Source organism: Amycolatopsis sp. N2S4-7 (assembly GCF_058119595.1).
In genome coordinates this window covers 9,216,613-9,229,332 of sequence record NZ_CP172299.1, presented here as the reverse complement: position 1 = coordinate 9,229,332, position 12,720 = coordinate 9,216,613, and the positions used below count along the sequence as shown (strand labels likewise).

The 12,720-nt window shown below is 70.8% G+C and carries 16 protein-coding genes and 1 pseudogene; 4 read left to right on the top strand and 13 right to left on the bottom strand.

Annotated features, from left to right (window positions below; genetic code table 11):
* Positions 1-22 precede the first annotated feature (22 nt).
* From ACH54P_RS43410 to hrcA, 12 genes are all read right to left on the bottom strand, one after another.
* Entirely contained in the window at positions 23-478 is a 456-nt protein-coding gene (locus ACH54P_RS43410) for a DUF2752 domain-containing protein (protein ID WP_489909116.1), read from the bottom strand.
* On the bottom strand, positions 475-828 hold the full coding sequence (locus tag ACH54P_RS43405; protein WP_489909115.1) for a CD225/dispanin family protein: 354 nt from the start codon (positions 826-828) through the stop codon (positions 475-477). The genes ACH54P_RS43410 and ACH54P_RS43405 overlap by 4 nt, the downstream gene beginning before the upstream one ends.
* A 26-nt stretch (positions 829-854) precedes the next feature.
* On the bottom strand, positions 855-1,220 hold the full coding sequence (locus ACH54P_RS43400; RefSeq protein WP_489909114.1) for a CD225/dispanin family protein: 366 nt from the start codon (positions 1,218-1,220) through the stop codon (positions 855-857).
* A 189-nt stretch (positions 1,221-1,409) separates the two neighbouring features.
* On the bottom strand, positions 1,410-2,306 hold the full coding sequence (gene era / locus ACH54P_RS43395) for a GTPase Era (protein ID WP_489909113.1): 897 nt from the start codon (positions 2,304-2,306) through the stop codon (positions 1,410-1,412).
* Positions 2,303-2,641: a cytidine deaminase gene (locus ACH54P_RS43390; protein WP_489909112.1), complete on the bottom strand. Its 339-nt coding sequence runs from the start codon at positions 2,639-2,641 to the stop codon at positions 2,303-2,305. The genes era and ACH54P_RS43390 overlap by 4 nt, the downstream gene beginning before the upstream one ends.
* Positions 2,634-3,977 (bottom strand): hemolysin family protein, encoded by a 1,344-nt coding sequence (locus tag ACH54P_RS43385; protein WP_489909111.1) that lies wholly within the window; start codon positions 3,975-3,977, stop codon positions 2,634-2,636. Before ACH54P_RS43385 ends, ACH54P_RS43390 begins: the two co-directional genes overlap by 8 nt.
* Positions 3,978-3,986: 9 nt before the next feature.
* On the bottom strand, positions 3,987-4,559 hold the full coding sequence (gene ybeY / locus ACH54P_RS43380; RefSeq protein ID WP_489909110.1) for an rRNA maturation RNase YbeY: 573 nt from the start codon (positions 4,557-4,559) through the stop codon (positions 3,987-3,989).
* On the bottom strand, positions 4,556-5,626 hold the full coding sequence (locus tag ACH54P_RS43375; protein ID WP_489909109.1) for a PhoH family protein: 1,071 nt from the start codon (positions 5,624-5,626) through the stop codon (positions 4,556-4,558). Before ACH54P_RS43375 ends, ybeY begins: the two co-directional genes overlap by 4 nt.
* Positions 5,627-5,716: 90 nt before the next feature.
* Entirely contained in the window at positions 5,717-6,076 is a 360-nt protein-coding gene (locus ACH54P_RS43370; RefSeq protein WP_489909108.1) for a histidine triad nucleotide-binding protein, read from the bottom strand.
* Between the two features lie 560 nt (positions 6,077-6,636).
* A complete protein-coding gene (locus ACH54P_RS43365; RefSeq protein ID WP_489909107.1) occupies positions 6,637-7,389 on the bottom strand; it encodes a 16S rRNA (uracil(1498)-N(3))-methyltransferase in 753 nt (250 codons plus the stop codon).
* A 3-nt stretch (positions 7,390-7,392) separates the two neighbouring features.
* Entirely contained in the window at positions 7,393-8,559 is a 1,167-nt protein-coding gene (gene dnaJ / locus ACH54P_RS43360; protein ID WP_489909106.1) for a molecular chaperone DnaJ, read from the bottom strand.
* 31 nt (positions 8,560-8,590) lie between these two features.
* Entirely contained in the window at positions 8,591-9,616 is a 1,026-nt protein-coding gene (gene hrcA, locus ACH54P_RS43355) for a heat-inducible transcriptional repressor HrcA (protein WP_489909105.1), read from the bottom strand.
* Positions 9,617-9,856: 240 nt separating this feature from the next.
* Here hrcA and ACH54P_RS43350 point away from each other — a divergent pair, with 240 nt between their 5' ends.
* Genes ACH54P_RS43350 through ACH54P_RS43335 form a run of 4 tightly spaced genes read left to right on the top strand, consistent with a single transcriptional unit; the run spans position 9,857 to position 12,265 of the window.
* Complete coding sequence (locus tag ACH54P_RS43350) at positions 9,857-10,255, top strand: YbaB/EbfC family nucleoid-associated protein (RefSeq protein ID WP_489909104.1); 399 nt, start codon at positions 9,857-9,859, stop codon at positions 10,253-10,255.
* Positions 10,256-10,269: 14 nt separating this feature from the next.
* Positions 10,270-10,581, top strand: a complete 312-nt coding sequence (locus tag ACH54P_RS43345) for a type VII secretion target (RefSeq protein ID WP_489909103.1) — start codon at positions 10,270-10,272, stop codon at positions 10,579-10,581.
* Positions 10,578-11,783 carry a PPE domain-containing protein gene (locus ACH54P_RS43340; protein WP_489909102.1) on the top strand — a complete coding sequence of 402 codons (1,206 nt, stop codon included), beginning with the start codon at positions 10,578-10,580 and terminating at the stop codon, positions 11,781-11,783. The genes ACH54P_RS43345 and ACH54P_RS43340 overlap by 4 nt, the downstream gene beginning before the upstream one ends.
* Positions 11,780-12,265: a hypothetical protein gene (locus ACH54P_RS43335; protein WP_489909101.1), complete on the top strand. Its 486-nt coding sequence runs from the start codon at positions 11,780-11,782 to the stop codon at positions 12,263-12,265. The genes ACH54P_RS43340 and ACH54P_RS43335 overlap by 4 nt, the downstream gene beginning before the upstream one ends.
* Before the next feature lie 249 nt (positions 12,266-12,514).
* On the opposite strand, the pseudogene ACH54P_RS43330 reads toward ACH54P_RS43335, so the two are convergent.
* Positions 12,515-12,688, bottom strand: a pseudogene (locus tag ACH54P_RS43330) (transposase); the annotation flags it as partial.
* Between the last annotated feature and the right edge of the window lie 32 nt (positions 12,689-12,720).

The following is a 12,720-nucleotide window of genomic DNA, read 5'->3' as shown; positions in this document are numbered from 1 at the left end:
TGCCGGTTCCGGTCCGTCGGCATCAGACGCGCAGGCCGGTGAACGGCGCGAACGGCAGGTTGCGGATGATGAACCAGACGATGAACACGACCGAAAAGACCATCGGGGTCCAGCGCCAGTGCAGCCAGCTGTTCAGCGCGCGGCCGCGCAGCCGCCCGAGGGTCCAGGCGGCGATGCTCCACACCGACAACACCACGACGACGAACGACACGGCGTTGTAGTGCAGGGCCGCCGGGATGTCGCCGTGCATGAGGCTGTACGCCATCCGCATGCCGCCACAGCCCGGGCAGTCGATGCCGAAGAGGGCCTTGGTCGGGCAGACCGGCAGGAAGCCGCCGGGCGTCGTCGGGTCGCCGGCCCAGACGACCGCGCAGCAGACGCCGAGCCCGCCGACGAGGGCCAGCGGCGGCGCCAGGGCCCGCATCCGGGCCTTGGCGCCGCGCGCGGGGAATCCCGTGTAGACGGTCGGCGTGATCACGGCGTGTACCGGTCCGCCGAGACGCCGATCGCGATCATCACGACGATGAAGGCGATGTAGAGCAGCAGGAGGATCCCGGTCGTGATGGCCGACCACATCGCCCACTTGCGGGCGTCCTCGGCGGCCTTCTGCGCCTCGGCGTGGTAGCCCTGGAACCACAGTGAACTGACCTGGCTGGACTTCACGATCGAGACGACGCCCAGCGGCAGGCAGCAGAGCACCGTGCTCAGGATCGCCCACACCATGTTGTTGTCCGGCGGCGGCCCGTAGTTCGGGGGCGGGTATCCGTAGCCGTAGCCGGGCGGCGGCCCGCCCGGGGGCGGGTACGGCGGCGGGTACTGGTCGGTCACCGGGATCCTCCTGCTGTTCGGCTAGGTCAGTAGGTCGTGCTCACGCTGGACGAGAAGACGCCCGCGAGCCCGAGGATGACCCACAGCACGATCCACGCGACGCCGACAACCGCCGAGATGATCGCCCACTTCTTGGCGGAGTCGGCGGCTTCCTGCGCGGCGGCGGTCTGGCCCTGCGCCCACAGGCCGTTGACCTTCGCGGCCTGCACGATCGACACGACGCCGAACGGGAGGCAGCAGAGGATGGTGGTGAGGATGGCCCACACGAGGTTGTTGCTCGGGGGCGGGCCCGGCTGGTAGCCACCCGGCTGCCCGCCGGGGTAGTTCGGCTGCCCGCCGGGCTGGTTCGGCTGGTCGCCGGGGTAGTTGGGCATGCCCTGGCTGTCGGTCATGATGGGTTGTTCCCCTTCGTCGTGCTCCGTGGACGACCACCGGGTCCGCCGCCTCCCCGACCGGCCGCGGTGTGGTCGAAGCCGCGACTGTAGGGGGCCGGGCGGCCGCGCGTCCGGTGATTGCTCCCGCCGCGACCGAATCGAGACCAGGAATTCGGCTGTTCCTCGCCGGTTCGCGCAACCAGCAGGTCAGAAGCCGAGCCGGCGCAGCTGCCGAGGGTCGCGCTGCCACTCCTTGGCCACCTTGATGTGCAGGTCGAGGTAGACCTTCGAGCCGAGGAGCGCCTCGATGTTCTTGCGGGCGGCGGCGCCGACCTCGCGCAGCCGTTCGCCCTTGTGCCCCAGGATGATCCCCTTCTGGCTGGGCCGTTCCACGTACAGGAACGCGTGCACGTCGATGAGGTCGTCGCGGCCTTCGCGGGGCAGCATCTCCTCGACGGTGACGGCGATCGAGTGCGGCAGCTCGTCGCGGACGCCTTCCAGCGCCGCCTCGCGGATCAGCTCGGCGACCAGGGTCTGCTCGGGTTCGTCGGTGAGCTCGCCGCCGGGGTAGAGCTGCGGCCCCTCGGGCAGCTTGCCGACGAGCAGGTCCGCGAGCGCGTCCACTTGGAACCCGTCCACTGCGGACACCGGGATCAGCTCGGCGAAGTCCATCACGGCCTGGAGCGCGAGGAGCTGCTCGGCGACCTGCTGGGGCTGGACGAGGTCGGTCTTGGTGACGATCCCGAGCACGGGGGTGCGCTTGGCGATCTTCTGCAGTTCGGCCGCGATGAACTTGTCGCCGGGCCCGATCTTCTCGTTCGCCGGCACGCAGAAGCCGACGACGTCCACTTCGGACCAGGTCGTGTGCACGATGTCGTTGAGCCGCTCGCCGAGCAGGGTGCGCGGGCGGTGCAGGCCGGGCGTGTCGATGAGGACGAGCTGGGCGTCCTCGCGGTGGACGATGCCGCGGATGGCGTGCCGGGTGGTCTGTGGCTTGCTGGAGGTGATCGCGACCTTGGTGCCGACGAGGGCGTTGGTCAGGGTCGACTTGCCCGCGTTGGGGCGGCCGACGAAGCAGGCGAAGCCGGAGCGGTGTTCGGTCATCGGGTGCGCACCTCGAGAACGTCGCCGTTCGGGGTGGCGAGGATGATCGGCGCGTACTTCGCGATGTCTCGGACGGCGTGCACGGACGCTCCCTTGAGCAGGCCTTCGTCGGTGACGACGGCGGCGGCTTCGATGCCTTCGGCGCCGCTGGACAGGGCGGCGGCGACCGCGGCCTGGAGCGCGGTGAGCTTGAACGACGGCTGGTCGACCGTGCCGGCGGCGTAGGTGCGGCCGTCGGTGTCGCGGACCGCGGCGCCCTCGGGGGCCTGGATGCGGGCGCGCGAGGACCTGGCCAGCGTGACGAGTTTCTGGTCCTCGGCCTCGAGGTCAGGCATGTTCGACGCTCCTGTCGCGTTCGTCGGGGTGGGGCAGGCGCGTGCGGCGACGCGTCCGGTCGACGGGGTCCGTCATGGCCTCGGCATCGGCCGGGTGCACCACCACGGAGGTGATCCGCATGCGGCCGCGCCGGTCCTTGCCCCCTTCGGCGAACAGCCGAAGGCCGGCGACCTCGGCTTCGGCCCCCGGCAGCGGGACCCTACCCAGTCGTTCCGCGAGCAGCCCGCCCACGGTCTCGACGTCGTGGTCTTCGAGGTCGATGCCGAACAGTTCGCCCAGGTCGTCGACGCTCATCCGGGACGACACGCGGACGGCGCCGCCGTCGAGCTCCTCGACCTCGGGGCGTTCGTCGGCGTCGGACTCGTCGGTGATCTCGCCGACGATCTCCTCGAGGACGTCTTCGATGGTGAGCAGGCCCGCGGTGCCGCCGTATTCGTCGACGGCGATCGCCATGTGGTTGTGCGAGCGCTGCATCTCCTTGAGCAGCTCGTCGAGCCGTTTCGAGTCGGGGACGAACCCGGCGGGGTTCATCACGGTGTCGACGACGGTGCTCGGGCCGTCCGGGTCGAGGTAGCCGGACATCAGGTCCTTGATGTTGACGACGCCGACGATGTCGTCGACGGACTCGTCGATCACCGGGAGCCGGGTGAACCCGGTGCGCAGGGCGAGGGCGAGGGCCTGGCGGACGGTCTTGGTGCGCTCGATCCAGACGATCTCGGTGCGCGGCACCATGACCTCGCGGGCGATGGTGTCGCCGAGCTCGAACACCGAGTGGATCATCTCGCGTTCGGAGTCCTCGACGACGCCGCGTTCCTGGGCGAGGTCGACGAGCTCCCGCAGCTCGACCTCGGAGGTGAAGGGGCCTTCGCGGAAGCCCTGGCCGGGGGTGATGGCGTTACCGATGAGGATGAGCAGGCGGGACAGGGGGCCGAGGATCGAGCCGAGGACGCGGACGGGCCCGGCGACGTAGCGGCCGATGCGGTAGGGGTGCTGGCGGCCGAGGGTGCGGGGGCCGACGCCGATGAGGACGTAGCTGACGACGACCATGACGACCGCGGCGACGAGGACGGCGAGGCCGAGGGGCCGGATGCGGGTGCCGAGGGCCACGGTGACGAGCACGGTGGCGGTGAGTTCGCAGCCGAGGCGCAGCAGGAGCAGCAGGTTGATGTGCCGTCGTCGTTCGGCGACGACGGCGGCGAGCTGGCGGGCGCCGGGCAGCCCGAGCCGGGCGAGGCCTTCGGCCCGGGCCTGCGAGACGGTGCTGATGGCGGCGTCGGCCGCCGCGAACACGCCGGCCAGGAGGACGAGCGCGATCGCGAAGAGGAGCTGGACCATGGCTGGCGCCTAGGGCGTTTCCCCGGCGGGTGGTTCGGCGGCGGGCGCGGCGTTCGCGTCGAGGCCGGCGATGCCGAGGACGCGGTCGTCGGTGCTGCGCTGGGCGTTGCGCTTCTCCAGGGCGGCGACGGCGTCCTGGTACTCGCCGAGGATCCGCTTCTGGAGGGCGAACATCTCGCGTTCCTCGGCGGGTTCGGCGTGGTCGTAGCCGAGGAGGTGGAGGCAGCCGTGCACGGTGAGCAGGTGCAGCTCGTCGATGAGGGCGTGGCCCGCGGTCTTGGCCTGGTCCTTGGCGAACGCCGGGCAGAGCACGATGTCCCCGAGCAGCGCCGGGGACGCGTCGGGCGCGTCGGGGCGGCGGGAGGAGTCGAGCTCGTCCATGGGGAAGGCCATGACGTCGGTGGGGCCCGGGAGGTCCATCCAGCGTTCGTGGAGGTCTTCCATCACTTCGAGGGTGACGAGGAGGATGGACAGCTCGGCGAGCGGGCTGACCTCCATCTTGTCGAGGGCGTAGCGGGCGGCGGAGACGATGGACGTCTCGTCGACGTTGACGCCGGATTCGTTGGCGATCTCGATGCTCAACGCCGGTTGCCCTTCCAGCCGTCGGTCTGCTGCGCGTCCTGCACGGCCTGCCACTTCTCGTAGGCGTCGACGATGCTCGCGACGAGCCGGTGCCGGACGACGTCCTGGCTGGTGAGCTCGGCGAAGTGGAGGTCTTCGACGCCGGTGAGGATGTCGCGGACGACGCGGAGGCCGCTGCGCTGCCCGCTGGGCAGGTCGACCTGGGTGATGTCGCCGGTGACGACGATCTTGGAGCCGAAGCCGAGGCGGGTGAGGAACATCTTCATCTGCTCGGGCGTGGTGTTCTGGGCCTCGTCGAGGATGATGAAGGCGTCGTTGAGGGTGCGGCCGCGCATGTACGCGAGCGGCGCGATCTCGATGGTGCCGGCCTGCATGAGCCGCGGGATGGACTCGGGTTCGACCATGTCGTGCAGCGCGTCGTAGAGGGGCCGCAGGTAGGGGTCGATCTTCTCGTTGAGCGTGCCGGGCAGGTAGCCGAGGCGTTCGCCGGCTTCGACGGCCGGGCGGGTCAGCACGATGCGGGTGACCTGCTTGGCCTGCAGCGCCTGGACGGCTTTCGCCATGGCGAGGTAGGTCTTGCCGGTGCCGGCGGGGCCGATGCCGAAGACGACGGTGTGCTTGTCGATGGCGTCGACGTAGCGCTTCTGGTTGAGCGTCTTGGGCCGGATGGTCTTGCCGCGGCGGGAGACGATGTTGAGGCTGAGGACTTCGGCCGGGGACGCGTCGCCGGTGGAGAGCATGCCGACGGTGCGGCGGACGGTGTCGGGTCCGACCTGCTGGCCGCCGGTGGCGAGCTGGACGAGCTCGGCGAAGACGCGTTCGGCGAACGCGACGTCGGCGGGGGTGCCGGTCAGGGTGACCTCGTTGCCGCGGACGTGCACGTCGGCGGCGAGGAGTTCCTCGGCGACGCGCAGGTTCTCGTCGCGGGAGCCGAGCAGGCTGAGGGCGGCGGCGTCGGGGATGGGGAACCGGGACTGGGCCGCCTGCGCTCCGGCGGTGTCCTCGGTCTTCTGCACGTCTCCAGGGACGTCAGGTCGGGCGGCTCCACCCGGTACGGTTCCGGCCACGTGGCCTCGGCCCTGCTTTCTGCATGAGGGACAACGGACCCCACCGATGCTACTGGCACCCACCGACAGAACGCAGACGGGTTTCGGCTATCAGCCCTCGTGCGCCCCGAAGAACCCCAGCGGCTCCCCGCCGAGCACGTGGGCGTGGACGTGAAAAACGGTCTGCCCGGCGTCACGATCGGTGTTGAAGACCACCCGGTACCCACTCTCGAGGATGCCCTCGAGCTCCGCGACCTTACGAGCGGTAGCAACGACCTCACTCAGAAGCCCCGGATCCCCGGCAGCGAGCTCACCCAGGTTCCGATACCGCTTCCGGGGCACAACGAGCACATGAACCCGAGCCTGCGGCCGAATGTCCCGGAAGGCGAAGGTGGTCTCGTCCTGATAGACGACATCAGCAGGGATCTCCCCACCGATGATCCGTTCGAAGAGAGTCTCGTCCTCACTCATGGCCCAACCCTATCGACCCGGCCCAGAGGGCACCCAGAGAGCCGCTGACGCACCCACGGGCCGACTCACGGCTCACGCGCCCAACGGTCGGTTCGGGCCGGCTAGGGGGGACCACGGGGTGCGAGGCGGCCGCCAGGCCGCCAAAGCAAGGCAACACGCCTTTTGAACAGGAACCGCACCAAAGTCGCGGGGGGTCCGGGGGCGTGCCCCCGGCTGGGGGTCTGGGGGTTTGACCCCCAGAAGACACGACGAACGCAGAGTGGCGTTTCCACCCGAAGCGAAGCGAGGGAGGGAAACGCCGCGACGCGGAAGCGAGGGAGGGAAACGCCACGACGCGGAAGCGAGGGAGGGAAACGCCACGGCGCGGTAGATCCTGGGGGTCGATCTACCGCGGCCGCGGCTCCGCCGGACCGAGGGGGGAGGTGCCCGGCGGGGTCTGTGTCTTCCCAGTGGCGCGCCGAAACGGTGTGTGGCGCGTTAGTAAACGAGAGTAACGGGTCGGAGTGTGATCGCGCCATAACTGGGCGCAAATCCGACCCTTTTTTTCGGTCGTGATCTTTTCACCGCCAGCGGCTGGTGAGGGCGCCCAGTGCGCCGAGGGCCACGGCGGCGGCGGTGGAGGTGCGGAGGACGGTGGTGCCGAGGCGGACGGCGCGGGCTCCGGCGTTCTGGAGGGTCTTGAGTTCGTCGTCGGTGATGCCGCCTTCGGGGCCGACGACGACGAGGATGTCTCCGGTGTCGGGGAGTGGGAGGTCGGTGAGCCGGTCGGGGACGTCGGATTCGAGGACGATCGCGAGGGACATCGTGGCGGCGAGGCCGGCGAGTTCGCTGGTGGCGACGGGTTCGGTGATGTCGGGGACGTGGGCGCGGCGGGCTTGTTTGGCGGCCGCGCGGGCGGTGGCGCGCCAGCGGGCGAGGGCTTTGTCGCCGCGGGGGCCGTCTTCCCACTTGGCGACGCTGCGGGCGGCGCGCCAGGGGACGACGGCGTCGACGCCGGCCTCGGTGGCGAGTTCGACGGCGAGTTCGCCGCGGTCGCCCTTTGCCAGGGCTTGGGCGACGACGACGCGCAGGGCCGGGGGTTCCTCGGTCCAGCTCTCCTCGACCGACAGGGTGACCAGGGGGTCCCGGCCGGCCTGGACGGCGTCGACGACGCAGCGGGCCATCGCGCCGGCGCCGTCGGAGAGGACGAGCCGCTCCCCCGCGCGCAGCCGCCGGACGGTGGCCGCGTGCCGGGCTTCCTCGCCGTCGAGGACCGCTTGCCCGGTCGCCGGGACTGAGGTGGCGAGGAAGACCGGCAGGGTGGTGTCGGGCACGGGTCAGCGGTGGTTCTTGGCGCGGAGCTTGGAGAACAGGCCGCCGTGCTTGCTGCCGTTGGACGCCAGCGTCGGGACTTCTTCGCCGCGCTGCTGGGCGAGTTCGACGAGGAGTTCGCGCTGGGCGTCGTCGAGCTTGGTGGGGACCACGACGTCGATGTGGACGTGCAGGTCGCCGCGGCCGTCGACGCGGCCGGAGGACCGCAGCCGGGGCATGCCCTTGCCGGTGAGGACGAGTTCGGCGTTCGGCTGGGTGCCGGGTTCGACGTCGAGTTCGTAGTCGCCGTCGACGAGCGTCGCGATCGGGACCGTGGCGCCGAGCGCGGCCGTGGTCATCGGGATGCGGAAGTTGCAGTGCAGGTCGTGGCCCTGCCGGACGAAGACCTCGTGCGGGGTCTCGTCGATCTCGACGTACAGGTCGCCGGCCGGGCCGCCGCCGGGGCCGACCTCGCCCTGGCCGGAGAGCCGGATGCGCATGCCGTCGCCGACGCCCGGCGGGATCTTCGCGGTGACGTTGCGGCGGGCGCGGATGCGGCCGTCGCCGCCGCACTGGCGGCAGGGGTCGGGGATGACCTCGCCGAAGCCGCGGCAGACCGGGCACGGCCGGGCGGTGACGACCTGGCCGAGGAAGGACCGCTGGACGGACTGGACCTCGCCGGCGCCGCCGCACGTGTCGCAGGTCTTGACCGAGGTGCCCTCGGCGGTGCCGGCGCCGCGGCAGAGGTCGCACACGATGGCGGTGTCGACGGCGATCTCCTTGTCGACACCGGTGGCGCACTCTTCGAGGCTGAGGCCGAGCCGGATGAGGGCGTCGGAGCCGGGCTGGACGCGGCTGCGCGGGCCGCGCCCGCGGCCGCCGCCCCCGCCGGCCGCGCCGAAGAAGGCGTCCATGATGTCGCCGAGGCCGCCGAACCCGGCGAACGGGTCGCCGCCGCCCCCGCCGCGCGCGCCGTTGTCCATCGGGTCGCCGCCGAGGTCGACGATCTTGCGCTTCTGCGGGTCGGACAGCACCTCGTAGGCCGTCGTGACCTCGCCGAACTTGTGCTGGGCGTCTTCCGACGGGTTGACGTCGGGGTGCAGCTCCCTGGCCAGCTTCCGGTACGCGCGCTTGATCTCCTGATCGCTCGCGTTCTTCGCCACCCCGAGGATGCCGTAGTAGTCCCTCGCCACCGTCTCTGCTTCTCCTTCTGCTCTGCCCGGCTCAGCGGCCGGCCAGGATCTGCCCCACGTAGTTGGCGACCGCGCGCACCGCGGCGATCGTGCCGGGGTAGTCCATCCGGGTCGGGCCGACCACCCCCATGCCGCCGAGCACCACGTCGTCGCGGCCGTAGCCGATCGAGACGACGGAGGTGCTGCGCATCTGCTCGTCCTCATTTTCCTCACCGATGCGCACCGTGATCGCACCGGGGTTGCGCGCGGCGGCGAGGAGCTTGAGCACGACGACCTGTTCCTCGAGCGCCTCGAGGACCTGGCGCAGCGAGCCCGGGAAGTCGGCGACGTTCCGCGTGAGGTTGGCGGTGCCGCCGAGGACCAGGCGTTCTTCGGGGTGTTCGGCCAGCGACTCGACCAGGACCGTCGAGATGCGGATGAGCACGTCCCGCAGGTCACCGGGCGATTTGTCCGGCAGTTCGGCGACGCGAGCCGCGGCGTCGTTGACCCGCCGCCCGCTCATCGCCGCGTTGAGCACGGTGCGGAGCCGGGCGACGTCTTCCTCGGTGACGACGTCGCCGAGGTCGACCGTGCGCTGGTCGACGCGCCCGGAGTCGGTGATGAGCACCAGCATGAGCCGCGCCGGGGTGAGCGGCACCACTTCGAGGTGGCGCACCGCGGCGTTGGTCAGCATCGGGTACTGGACGACGGCGACCTGCCGGGTCAGCTGCGCGAGCAGCCGGACCGAGCGTTTGAGGACGTCGTCGAGGTCGGTGCCGCTGTCGAGGAAGGTGGTGATGGCCCGGCGTTCGGCGGTGCTCAGGGGTTTGATCTCCGAGAGCCGGTCGACGAACAGGCGGTAGCCCTTGTCGGTCGGCACGCGGCCGGCGCTGGTGTGCGGCTGCGTGATGTAGCCCTCTTCCTCCAGCGTGGCCATGTCGTTGCGCACCGTGGCGCTCGACACACCCAGGTTGTGCCGCTCGACGATCGCCTTGGACCCGACCGGTTCCTGGTTGGAGACGTAGTCGGCCACGATCGCGCGCAGCACTTCGAAGCGGCGCTCATCCGCGTTGGCCACCGGTTCCTCACCTACCTCGCTCGCTGCTCACCCCGAGTTTACGGAAGCCTGAGCCGGGCGTGCTCAACCCGGGCCACGCGCGCCGGGTAAAGAACGCGCAAACCGGGTCCCATGCATTGTTCTGGAAATTGTCTCCCCGCTTGAAAGGGGAACCGAAAAGCGGTTTGCTCCCTCTCATCCGCGAGCCCGTCCCCGACTTCCGAGGTCACCGTGAACAGAATTGAACCCCTTTCGGCCGGTATGCCCGAAATCGCCCGGCGCGCGGCGGAGGCGAAGGCGCGGCTGGAGCGGATCGCCGCGACCGCCACGAGCGCCGACGGCGCCGTCACGGTGACCGTCAACACCAGCGGTGCGCTGCAGGAACTCACCTTCGGGCCGCGCGCGGACGAGCTGCCGCGCGCCCGCCTGGCGCAGGCGATCCTGGCCACGGCCAAGCGGGCCCAGGTCGACGCCGCCCAGCAGCTGACGGGCGTCATGGCGCCGGTGATCGGGCCGGACAGCGACGCCATGAAATTCCTCCGGGAACAGATTCCCGCGCCCGAATTGCCCGAAGAAGAACCTCGTCGGGAATTCGTCCGGAAACCGCCGAAGCCGGACGACGACGACTTCGGCGGCCCGATCCTGCGCCGGGGCCTCTGATGGCGGGACAGGCGATGAAGGTCGACTTCGACGTCCTCGGCGGGCACGAGGACGAGATCCGGGAGATCGCCGAGCGGGTCCAGCAGGCCGTCGACGCCGCCGGCGCCGCACAGGCGCTCGACTTCGACGCGTTCGGGCTGGTCGGGCAGGTCTTCGCGGTCCCGATCCAGGCGTGGGTCGACACGGCCGACGGCTTCCTCTCCGCGGCCGTCGAGGCCGGGCACGACGTCGCGGACCGGGTGAAGACCGCGCACACGGCGTTCCGCGAGCACGAGCAGCACACGAAGGGCCTGATCGACGGCATCGGCAAGGAGCTCCCGGCATGACCGAGACGCAGGAGAACCCGCTGGTCGCGACGGCCGAGTCGCCGGGCGGCTTCTGGAGCGGCATGGGCGACGGCTCGAAGGGCGAGCTGGCCAACGTCAACGCCCAGACCGGCGGCGCGGGCCTCTTCAGCGACGCCGCGTCGACGCTCACCGACGCCCGCAACGGCGACTGGGGCAACCTCGCCATGGACGTCGGCACCGACGCCCTCGACCTGCTCGGCGCGGCGATGGACCCGCTCGGCACCCTGGCGAGCGCCGGCGTCGGCTGGCTGATCGAGCACATCAGCTTCCTCAAGGACGGCCTCGACAAGCTGGCCGGCAAGCCCGAGTCCATCACCGCCAAGGCCGTGACCTGGTCGAACATCGCCAAGCAGCTCACCGAGACGGCCGAGAGCTACGAGGGGAAGGCGAAGCGGGTCGGGCAGTCGTTCAGCGACTGCGGCTCCGCCGAGGCGTACCAGAAGACGGCCGAGAGCTACGTCGGCGTCCTGCGCGGCGCCGCGACGCACGCCCAAGGCGCGTCGACCGCCATGAACGTCGGCGCCGCGCTGGTGGGCACCGAGCGCGGGCTGATCCGCGACATGATCTCGTCGTTCGTGGGCGAGCTGATCGTCAAGGCGCTGGCCGCGCTCGCGGCGTCGTGGTGCACCTTCGGCGGCACGATCGCGGCGTTCATCGCCGACACCGTGATCGAGGGCGGGGTGCTGGCGGAGAAGATCAGCACACGCATCGCGAAGATCGTCGAGAAGCTGGAAAGCCTCGCGAAGGGCGCGGGGAAGTCGAAGGCGGCGCTCGAAGGGGCGGCGAACGCGCTGAAGAAGGCCGGGAAGAGCGCCGACCGGATCGTGGACCAGAGCGTCGAGACCGCGGCGAACCTCGAGCGGAGGGCGAACGAGCTCAAGCAGGCGGGCCGGGAGGCCGGTTCGGCCGCCGAGAAGGCCGAGGGCTGGAAGGACGCCTGGGCGGGCAAGGTGCCGGGCGGCGAGAAGCTCGAGGGGCCGGGCAAGCAGCTCTCCGAAGACGGCCGCAGCGCGCTCAAGCCGGGTGCGTGGCAGGCGTCCGGCGGCTTCCCGGGCTGGAAGCCCGCGGACACGGTCGGGGTCGTGACCGAAGGCCGCCGCCAGGCGAACGAGCAGTACGACCGCTACCACGAGACGCAGGAGGCCTACGAGAAGGAGCACCCCGAGGGCGAGGGCGAGTGACCGAGCAGGCCGAGGTGGAGCTGGCCAACCGCAACGGCAGGCTCCACCCCTCGCAACGCGGGAAGCTGCTCGACTTCACCTTCTGGACGGCGGCGGTCCTGGTGGTCGCCGGGCTGGTGACGGCCGCCCTCGCGGTCGCCGGCGGGGCGGCGGCCGCCGCGGTCCCCGTCCTCGCCGTGACGGGCTGGTTCGCCTTCGTCTGCGGGCGACGGCTCGCCGAGGCCGGCAGCGGGCGGCTGCTCGTGGTCACCGGCTGGACCCACGACTTCGGGAAGGTGCACGGCAAGCGGCCCGAGCGCGGGCAGTACCCGATCTACCTCTACACCATCATGGAACGGGTCTGGTTCACCTACCTCGTGGTCCACGACCGCAGCTACCGGCTCGACAACCGCGCGCTCCGGGCGCGGATCCAGGCGGAGCGGACCAACGCCGTCTACCTGACTCCGCGCACGAAGCTGCTGATCAACGTCCTCCCGGCCTAGGGCCTGTCCTCAAAGCCGGATGAGCAGCGTGGCCAGGTCGATCAGGCCCCGGTAGGAGATGAGCCGGCAGCGTTCGACGATGTTGCGGCGCCGGTAGACGACACGGACGAAGGCCGGTGGGCGTCCACCGGCCCGGCCCCGGCGCAACCGGTTGGCCTGCTGATCCCGGCGTTCGGGAATCGTCGCCGGGATGTGCCGTCGGTGCAGGGAGGAGCGGATGGCGCGGCTGGAGTAGCCCTTGTCCGCCACCGGCCCATACCGTTCCGGCAGGTCCCGCCAGGCCATCCCGGTCTTGGCCTTGAACAACATCCCGTTGATCACCCGCCGGTCATCCACCCGCGGGCGTCCCTTCGCCCCCGAAGCGGGCAGCAACGGCTGGATGACCTGCCACTGCTCATCAGTCAGCTCATGCCTACGCACCACACCCCAAGATCAAGCTGTCACCCACCAGCTTT